This window comes from Actinoplanes sp. NPDC051851 (genome assembly GCF_040681165.1).
Taxonomy (GTDB): Bacteria; Actinomycetota; Actinomycetes; order Mycobacteriales; family Micromonosporaceae; genus Actinoplanes.
In genome coordinates, this window is the sequence record NZ_JBFAYF010000023.1 from 128,776 (window position 1) to 136,895 (window position 8,120).

The window sequence follows — 8,120 nt, forward strand, 5'->3', positions numbered from 1 at the left end:
CGCCGGAGCGAGGGCCCTTCACCGGAGAACGGGAGGTCAGGCGGGGACGCTGGCCACGCCCACCGGCAGGAAACGCTTGCCGGTGACCTTCTCCGCGACACCGCTGCGATCCAGGTACGGGGTCACTCCACCGAGGTGGAACGGCCACCCGGCGCCGAGCACCATGCACAGGTCGATGTCCTGCGCCTCGGCGACCACGCCCTCGTCCAGCATGATCCGGATCTCCTGGGCCAGGGCGGCCAGGGCGTTCTCGCGGACCTGATCGGCGGAGAGCGGAGCGGAACCGCCCTCGACCAGCGTGACCACCTCGGGGTTGAGCTCGTCGTCGACGATCAGCGGCAGACCGGCGTCGACGATCTTCTTGAGGTTGGGGCTGTCCGCGAACCGGTCCGGGAACGCCGTGTGCAGCGTCTCGCCGACGTGGTACGCGACCGCCGGCCCGACCAGCTGGAGCAGCGCGATCGGCCGCATCGGCAGGCCCAGCGGGTCGAACGCCTCGTTCACCACGTCGAGCGGGGTACCGGCGTCGATCGCGTTGAAGACCTCGCTGGTGAACCGGGTGAGCACCCGGTTGACCACGAACGCCGGGGCGTCCTTGACCAGCACCGAGGACTTCTTCAGCTCCCGGCCCACGGCGAACGCGGTGGCCAGGGTGGCGTCGTCGGTCTTCTCGCCCTTGATGATCTCGAGCAGCGGGAGGACCGCGACCGGGTTGAAGAAGTGGAAGCCGACGACCCGCTCGGGGTGCTCGAGGTCGGCCGCCATGTCGGTGATCGAGAGCGAGCTGGTGTTGGTCGCCAGGATCGCCTCCGGGGAGACGATCTTCTCCAGCTCGGCCCAGATCTGCTTCTTCAGGTCGAGGTTCTCGAAGACCGCCTCGATCACGAAGTCCGCGTCCGCGAAGACCGACTTGTCGACCGAGCCGCTGACCAGGCCGCGGAACTTGGCCGCGCTGCCCTCGTCGAGGCGGCGCTTGGCGACCAGCTTGTCGATCTGCTCGTGGACGTACGCCACGCCCTTGTCCACCCGGGCCTGGTCCAGGTCGGTCAGCACCACCGGGACCTGCAGGCGGCGGACGAAGAGCAGGGCCAGCTGGGAGGCCATCAGGCCGGCGCCGATCACGCCCACCTTGGTGACCTTGCGGGCCAGCGACCTGTCCGGCACGCCGACCGGCCGCTTCGCCCGGCGCTGGACCAGGTCGAACGCGTACAGGCTGGCCCGGGCCTCGTCGCCGAGCAGCAGGTCGGCCAGGGCCTCGGTCTCGGCCGCGGTGCCATCCTCGAAGGACGCCTCCTTGGCCAGGGCCAGCAGCTCCAGCGCCTTGTTGGCGGAGGGCACCGCGCCGTGCAGCTTCTCGTCCAGCTGCTGCTTCGCGAAGAAGAGCACGCCGTCCCACATGTCCCGGTCCACCTCGGGACGCTCGACCGTGACGTCGCCCTTGACCACACCGGCGGCCCAGGCGAGCGACTCCTCGATGAAGGCGGCCGGCTCGAAGAGCGCGTCCGCGACACCGAACTCGCGGGCCTGCTTGGGCCGCAGCACCTTCTGGGTGAGCGGGTTCTGCAGGATGATCTGGGCCGCGCCGGGCACGCCGATCAGGTTCGGCAGCAGCTGCGAGCCGCCCCAGCCGGGGATCAGGCCGATCGCGACCTCGGGCAGGCCGAGCGCCGCCGCGCCGCCGGAGACCGTGCGGTAGTGGCAGTGCAGGGCGACCTCGAGGCCACCGCCGAGCGCCGCGCCGTTGATGAACGCGAAGGTCGGGATCTCGCTGTTCTTGAGCCGGGCGAAGACCCGGTGGCCCAGCTCGCCGAGGGCGACGGCCTGCTCCCGCGTGGTGATGAACGGCATGCCGGTGATGTCGGCGCCGACGCAGAAGATGTACGGCTTGCCGGTGATCGCGATGAACGCCGGGTTCGCCTCGGTGGCGGCGGTGATCGCCGCGTCCAGGGAGGCGAGGCCGCCCGGCCCGAAGCTGTTCGGCTTCTTGTGGTCGAAGCCGTTGTCCAGGGTGATCAGGGCCGCGGGCCGGTCCAGGCCGGGCACGTTCACCTGGCGGACGAGCGCCTTGGTCACGACCTCGTTCGGGTACTCCGGAAGAGCCGTCACTTCGCGAATCCTTCCCAGTTCGGGTTCTCCCAGATGACCGTGCCGCCCATGCCGATGCCGATGCACATGGCGTTGATGCCGTACCGGACCTCGGGGTGCTCCTCGAAGTGGCGGGCCAGCTGTGTCATCAGGCGGATGCCGGAGGACGCGAGCGGGTGGCCGATGGCGATCGCGCCGCCCCACGGGTTGACCCGCTCGTCGTCCTCGGCGATCCCGTAGTGGTCGAGGAACGCCAGCACCTGGACCGCGAAGGCCTCGTTCAGCTCGAAGAGGCCGATGTCGTCGATGGTGAGGCCGGCCTTCTTCAGGGCCTTCTCGGTCGACGGGATCGGGCCGTAGCCCATGATCTCCGGCTCGACGCCGACGAACGCGTACGACACCAGGCGCATCGCGACCGGCAGGCCCAGCTCGCGGGCGGTCGCCTCGTCGGCCAGGATCGCCGCGGTGGCGCCGTCGTTCAGGCCGGCCGCGTTGCCCGCGGTGACCCGGCCGTGCGGGCGGAACGGGGTCTTCAGCGTGGCGAGCTTCGCCATCGAGGTCTCGCGCGGCGCCTCGTCGACCGTGGCCAGGCCCCAGCCCTGCTCGGCGCTGCGCAGTGCGACCGGCACCAGGTCCGGCTGCAGCTTGCCGTTCGCGTACGCCTTCGCGGTCTTGAGCTGCGAGTTCAGCCCGTACGCGTCGACCCGCTCCTTGGTGATCGCGGGGAGCCGGTCGTGCAGGTTCTCCGCGGTCGAGCCCATCACCAGCGCCGACGGGTCGACCAGCTTCTCGGCCAGGATCCGCGGGTTCGGGTCGACGCCCTCGCCCATCGGGTGCCGGCCCATGTGCTCGACACCGCCGGCGATCGCGACGTCGTACGCGCCCATCGCGATGCCACCGGCCACGTTGGTGACCGCGGTCATCGCGCCCGCGCACATCCGGTCGACGGCGTAGCCCGGGGTGGTCTTCGGCAGGCCGGAGAGCAGCGCGGCGGTCCGGCCGATGGTCAGACCCTGGTCGCCGGTCTGGGTGGTGGCCGCGACCGCGACCTCCTCCACGCGCTCCGGCGGGAGCTGGGGGTTGCGCTTCAGCAGCTCTCGGATGCAGCGGATCACCAGGTCGTCGGCGCGGGTCTCGGCGTACATGCCGCCCGCCTTGCCGAACGGGGTGCGGACGCCGTCGACGAAGACGACCTCGCGTACTTCACGGGGCACAGCAAGCCTCCTTGCGGGCGTGAACCCTAATGTGTCGGCAATGCTACTCGCCGGTAACTAAAGCTCGCCAGGCCATCCGTGAAATCACACCGCGCTCTCAGGCGGGCTCCGGGAGAACCTCCGCCAACCGGTCCGCGAGCAGGCCGGTCTGCCAGTTCCGGGCACCGAAACCGAGCAGCGTGTCGCCCACCGTCTGGGAGCTGACCTCGTCCGGCGGGGACCAGGCCAGCCGCCGGATGAAGTCCGGGCTGATCAGGTTCTCCGGGGGGAGGCGATGGGCCTCGGCGGTGCCGACCACGATCTGCCGGCACCGGGCGAGCCGGGCCGCCGCGATCGGGTCGCGCTCCGCCCAGCGGTGCGGCGGGGGCGGGCCGTCGACCGGCTGGTTCACCGGCAGCGCGTCGTCCGGCAGGGACCGGGCCTGGTCCAGTGCGTCCAGCCAGATCCGGGCCAGCCGGCGGACCGAGCGGCCACCGAAACCGGGGATGCCGAGCAGGGTGCGCTCGTCCTTCGGGTCGGCCTCGGCCGCGGCGACGATCGCCGAGTCGGGGAGCACCCGGCCCGGCGCGGAGTCACGGCGGGCGGCGATGCCGTCGCGGGCGTACCAGAGGGCACGGACCCGGGACTGGGCGCGCGCGCCCCGGACCCGGTGGATGCCGGAGGTGCGGCGCCAGGGGTCGGGGCGGACCCGGGGCGGACGGTCGGCGCTGGCCACCAGGGCGGCGAACTCCTCCGCGGCCCAGGCGGTCTTGCCCTGCTCGTCGAGTTCGGCGGCGAGCAGGTCACGCAGGTCGGTCAGCAGTTCGACGTCGAGGGCGGCGTAGGTGAGCCAGGACTCCGGAAGGGGACGGGTCGACCAGTCGGCCGCCGAGTGGTGCTTCTCCAGCGAGAACCCGAGCAGCTGCTCGGTGAGCGCGGCCAGGCCGACCCGCTCGAACCCGGCCAGCCGGGCGGCCAGCTCGGTGTCGAACAGCCGGCGCGGCTTCATGCCGATCTCGGCCAGGCAGGGCAGGTCCTGGCTGGCGGCGTGCAGCACCCATTCGGTGTCGGCCAGCGCGGCGTCCAGGGTGCGCAGGTCGTCCAGGGGCAGCGGATCGATGAGTACGGTGCCGGCTCCGGCGCGGCGCAATTGCACCAGGTACGCCCGTTGGGTGTACCGGTAACCGGAGGCGCGTTCGGCGTCGACGGCGACCGGGCCGGTGCCCGCCGCCATCCGGGCCACGATCTCGGCCAGTTCGTCGGAGCTCTCCACAGGAGCGGGGGTGCCGTCGCGGGGCGCGGTGAGGGGAACAGCCTCGGGACCGCCAGAACCAGGGTGGGGCGGCACGTCGCGCGGTCCGTCCCCCGCTGTTTCCGGCGCGTCCCGACGGCGCAGGGGTGTTTCGTCGGTCACTCCGTAACCGTACGGGGGTCACACCCTTGCCGTGCGCAGCCGGGGTGCGGCGCGCCGGATTCTCGATCTTCCAAGAGTCGTTCTCGATCTTCTGAAGCTTCAACCGTTGGGCGTTTCGGTCCGTATCACTCGATGCCGTGCCGAGACCACCGGGAGGCAGTGCCGCATGACCGCCGTTTTCGAGCCCTTCACCCCAGCCGGGGGAGCACGCCGCTCTGACGACCGGTACGACGACCGGTACCAGGACTACCAGCGCCCCGCTGACCCCTGGGCGGACCAGCAGCGGCCGGCCGACACCGGGGCCTGGCCGGAGCAGACCGGTGGCTGGACCGAGGAGCCGGCGTGGGCCGAGACGAGCTTCGCGCCGCCGCGGCAGTCCGGCGGCTGGCGCCAGGAGCAGCCGGCGGCGCAGCCCGCGCAGCCGGCCGCCGAGCCGAGCTGGCAGCAGCCCGCGGTGAGCCAGACCGGCGGTTGGCAGCAGCCCGCGGTGAACCAGACCGGCGGCTGGCAGCAGCCCGCCGTCGACCAGAACAGCGGCTGGCAGCAGCGTTTCTCCCCGGCCCCGCAGGCCGCGTACGCCGACGTCGCCACCCCGGCGCCCCGGTCGGCGGGCGGCAACCGGTACAAGCCGCTGATCGTCGGCGTGGCGGTGCTCGTGCTGGTGGTGCTGGGGTGGCAGTCGTACCGGATCGAGGCGGTGATCCGGAGCAGCACCGCCCTCGCCTCGGCGACGGCGACCGAGAAGGACCGCAGCGACGAGCTGGAGAAGGCGCTCACCAACGTCTTCGACCCGGAGGGCATCTCCGCGGCCGTGCTGCCCAGCGTCTTCCGGGTCCGGGCCGGCGACTTCACCGGCACCGCGTTCTCGGTCGGCGACCAGGCCGCCGACGGGCAGGCGAACCTGCTCACCAACTACCACGTCGTCGAGTCCGTCTGGACCGCCGGCGAGAAGACGGTCTCGCTGGAGCGCGGCAACACCCGGATCGACGCGACCATCGTCAAGGTCGCCGAGAACAAGGACCTCGCCCTGCTCAGCGCCCGCCAGGAGATCACCGGCCTGCCCGCGGCGACCGGCGACCCGAACCCGGGTCAGCAGGTGGTGGTGGTCGGCGCCCCGCTCGGCCTGGACGACACCGTCACCACCGGCGTGATCAGCGCGGTCCGCGACGATGACGACGACAACACGAACATCCAGTTCGACGCGCCGATCAACCCCGGTAACTCCGGCGGCCCGGTGGTCAACACCAGCAAGCAGGTGGTCGGCCTGGCCACCGCCAAGGCCCGGGACGCCGAGGGCATCGGCCTGGCCATCCCGATCAAGACGGCCTGCGACACCTTCGACGTCTGCTGATCCGCCGGGGCGTGACACGGCCGCCGGGCCGAGCGATCCCCACGCTCCCCGGCGGCCGCTCCGTGCCGGTTCCGCCCGGCCGCGCGGTGTCGCCGCGCGGTGTCTCCGTGCCGGTTTCGGCTGGCCGTGCGGTGTCTCCGTGCCGGTTTCGGCTGGTTAGCAGGGGTGTCTCAATGCCGCTGAGGCACCCCTGCGAACCAGCCGAGACGGTGGGCCGCGCTACGGCCGCAGCCCGTGATCCGGGGTCGCGCCCAGCCAGCCGGAGAGGGAGGCCACGCCCGGGGGCGGGAGGCCCGCCGTCGAGGCGAGCATGGTGCACCAGCCGGTGAGGTGGGCGGTCAGGTCCGCCGAGGTCGGGGTCCAGGAGGCGCGGACCTCGAGGTCCGCGGTGGGCGCCGGCCCGGCCAGCTCGCCGAAGCGGGTCGAGGCGGTCTGGGTGATGGTGCCGCCGATCGCGGTGTACGCCGCCGCGTGCTGCTCCAGCGCGTCGGTGAGCCAGGTCCAGGCGACGGCCGGGAGCAGCGGGTCGGAGGCCAGATCGTCCTCCAGCTCGGCGGTGACCAGCGTCACCAGGCGGATGTCGCCCCGCCAGGCCTCGTGGCCGGCCGGGTCGTGCAGCAGGATCAACCGTCCGCTGGCGACCTCGTCGCCGGAGCGTTGCACGGTGGCACTGAGAGCGAAGGAGTAGGGCGCGAGGCGCTGCGGCGCGGCGATCTCCTCGAGGAGGATCTCCGGTCGTGGCGAGTCCGCGCGTAACCCGGCGACGGCGCGGGTGAACGCCTCGGGGGGAGCGGAGGGGGACGCCATGGGGGAAGACTATGCCGATCTACCGCCCGGCCCCGCGTCGGCGCGCCGCCGGGCTCACTCACTCACGTGGCACCATGTGCCGGTGACCGTTCTCCAGGATTCTCCGTTCGTACGGGCGTGTCGCGGCCTCCCCGTACCCCACACTCCGGTCTGGTTCATGCGGCAGGCCGGGCGCTCGCTGCCCGAGTACCGCAAGGTACGCCAGGGGATCGGGATGCTGGAGTCGTGCCGCCGGCCCGACCTGGTCACCGAGATCACCCTCCAGCCGGTCCGCCGCCACGGCGTCGACGCCGCGATCTTCTACAGCGACATCGTGGTGCCGGTCGCCGCGGCCGGGATCGACCTGGACATCGTGCCCGGCACCGGCCCGGTCGTCGCCGAGCCGGTCCGCGCGGCCGCCGATCTGGAACGGCTGCGCCCGATCACCGTGGACGACGTGCCCTATGTCGACGAGGCGGTGCGCCTGCTCGTCGCCGAGCTCGGCGACACCCCGCTGATCGGGTTCGCCGGCGCGCCGTTCACGCTGGCCAGCTACCTGATCGAGGGTGGCCCGTCGCGGACGTACCTGAAGACCAAGGCGATGATGTACGGCGCCCCCGACCTGTGGAACGCGCTGCTCACCCGCCTCGCCGAGATCACCCTCTCCTTCCTGCGGGTGCAGGTGGCCGCCGGGGTCAGCGCGGTGCAGCTCTTCGACTCGTGGGCCGGCGCGCTCTCCGAGGCGGACTACCGGCGGTACGTGATGCCGCACTCGTCGGCGGTGCTGCGCGGGCTGCTCGACGCCGGGGTGCCGCGGATCCACTTCGGCGTCGGCACCGGTGTCCTGCTGGAGGCGATGGGCGAGGCCGGTGCGGACGTAGTCGGCGTCGACTGGCGTACCCCGCTGGACGTGGCGACGAAGCGGACCGGCCCGGACCGCGCGGTACAGGGCAACCTGGACCCGGCGATCCTCTTCGCGGGCTGGGACGTCGTCGAGCGCGAGGCCCGCCGGGTGGTCGAGCAGGGCCGCGCGGCACCGGGCCACGTGTTCAATCTCGGTCACGGCGTGATGCCCGAAACCGACCCCGAGATCCTCACCCGCCTCACCGCGTTCGTGCACGAAATCTCCGAGCGCTGAGCTGAGCTGATGGCCTCGCTGAGCTGATGGCCTCGCTGAGCTGATGGCCTCGCTCCGCTCGGCGGCATTTCGCCCCGGGAGGTCGTTGTCGAGGGCGCCGAAAACGGCCCCGCTTCGCTTGCCGTTTTCGGAGCCCTCGACCACGGCGGGCGG

6 protein-coding genes are annotated in these 8,120 nt (G+C 72.2%); 2 read left to right on the top strand and 4 right to left on the bottom strand.

Translation table 11 applies throughout. The features are described from left to right. Positions 1 to 36 precede the first annotated feature (36 nt). The 3 genes from AB0M08_RS22680 to AB0M08_RS22690 form a co-directional block, all read right to left on the bottom strand. Positions 37 to 2,106 (bottom strand): 3-hydroxyacyl-CoA dehydrogenase NAD-binding domain-containing protein, encoded by a 2,070-nt coding sequence (locus AB0M08_RS22680; RefSeq protein WP_364496458.1) that lies wholly within the window; start codon positions 2,104 to 2,106, stop codon positions 37 to 39. Continuing rightward, a complete protein-coding gene (locus AB0M08_RS22685; protein WP_364496461.1) occupies positions 2,103 to 3,299 on the bottom strand; it encodes a thiolase family protein in 1,197 nt (398 codons plus the stop codon). The genes AB0M08_RS22680 and AB0M08_RS22685 overlap by 4 nt, the downstream gene beginning before the upstream one ends. Before the next feature lie 97 nt (positions 3,300 to 3,396). Beyond that, complete coding sequence (locus AB0M08_RS22690; RefSeq protein ID WP_364496493.1) at positions 3,397 to 4,626, bottom strand: ribonuclease D; 1,230 nt, start codon at positions 4,624 to 4,626, stop codon at positions 3,397 to 3,399. 232 nt (positions 4,627 to 4,858) lie between these two features. Here AB0M08_RS22690 and AB0M08_RS22695 point away from each other — a divergent pair, with 232 nt between their 5' ends. Then, positions 4,859 to 6,043 carry a trypsin-like peptidase domain-containing protein gene (locus AB0M08_RS22695; RefSeq protein WP_364496464.1) on the top strand — a complete coding sequence of 395 codons (1,185 nt, stop codon included), beginning with the start codon at positions 4,859 to 4,861 and terminating at the stop codon, positions 6,041 to 6,043. A 219-nt stretch (positions 6,044 to 6,262) separates the two neighbouring features. Here AB0M08_RS22695 and AB0M08_RS22700 read toward each other — a convergent pair whose 3' ends face one another. Then, positions 6,263 to 6,850 (bottom strand): DUF3000 domain-containing protein, encoded by a 588-nt coding sequence (locus tag AB0M08_RS22700; protein WP_364496467.1) that lies wholly within the window; start codon positions 6,848 to 6,850, stop codon positions 6,263 to 6,265. 82 nt (positions 6,851 to 6,932) lie between these two features. Here AB0M08_RS22700 and hemE point away from each other — a divergent pair, with 82 nt between their 5' ends. After that, positions 6,933 to 7,967: a uroporphyrinogen decarboxylase gene (hemE, locus tag AB0M08_RS22705; protein WP_364496470.1), complete on the top strand. Its 1,035-nt coding sequence runs from the start codon at positions 6,933 to 6,935 to the stop codon at positions 7,965 to 7,967. Positions 7,968 to 8,120 lie beyond the last annotated feature (153 nt).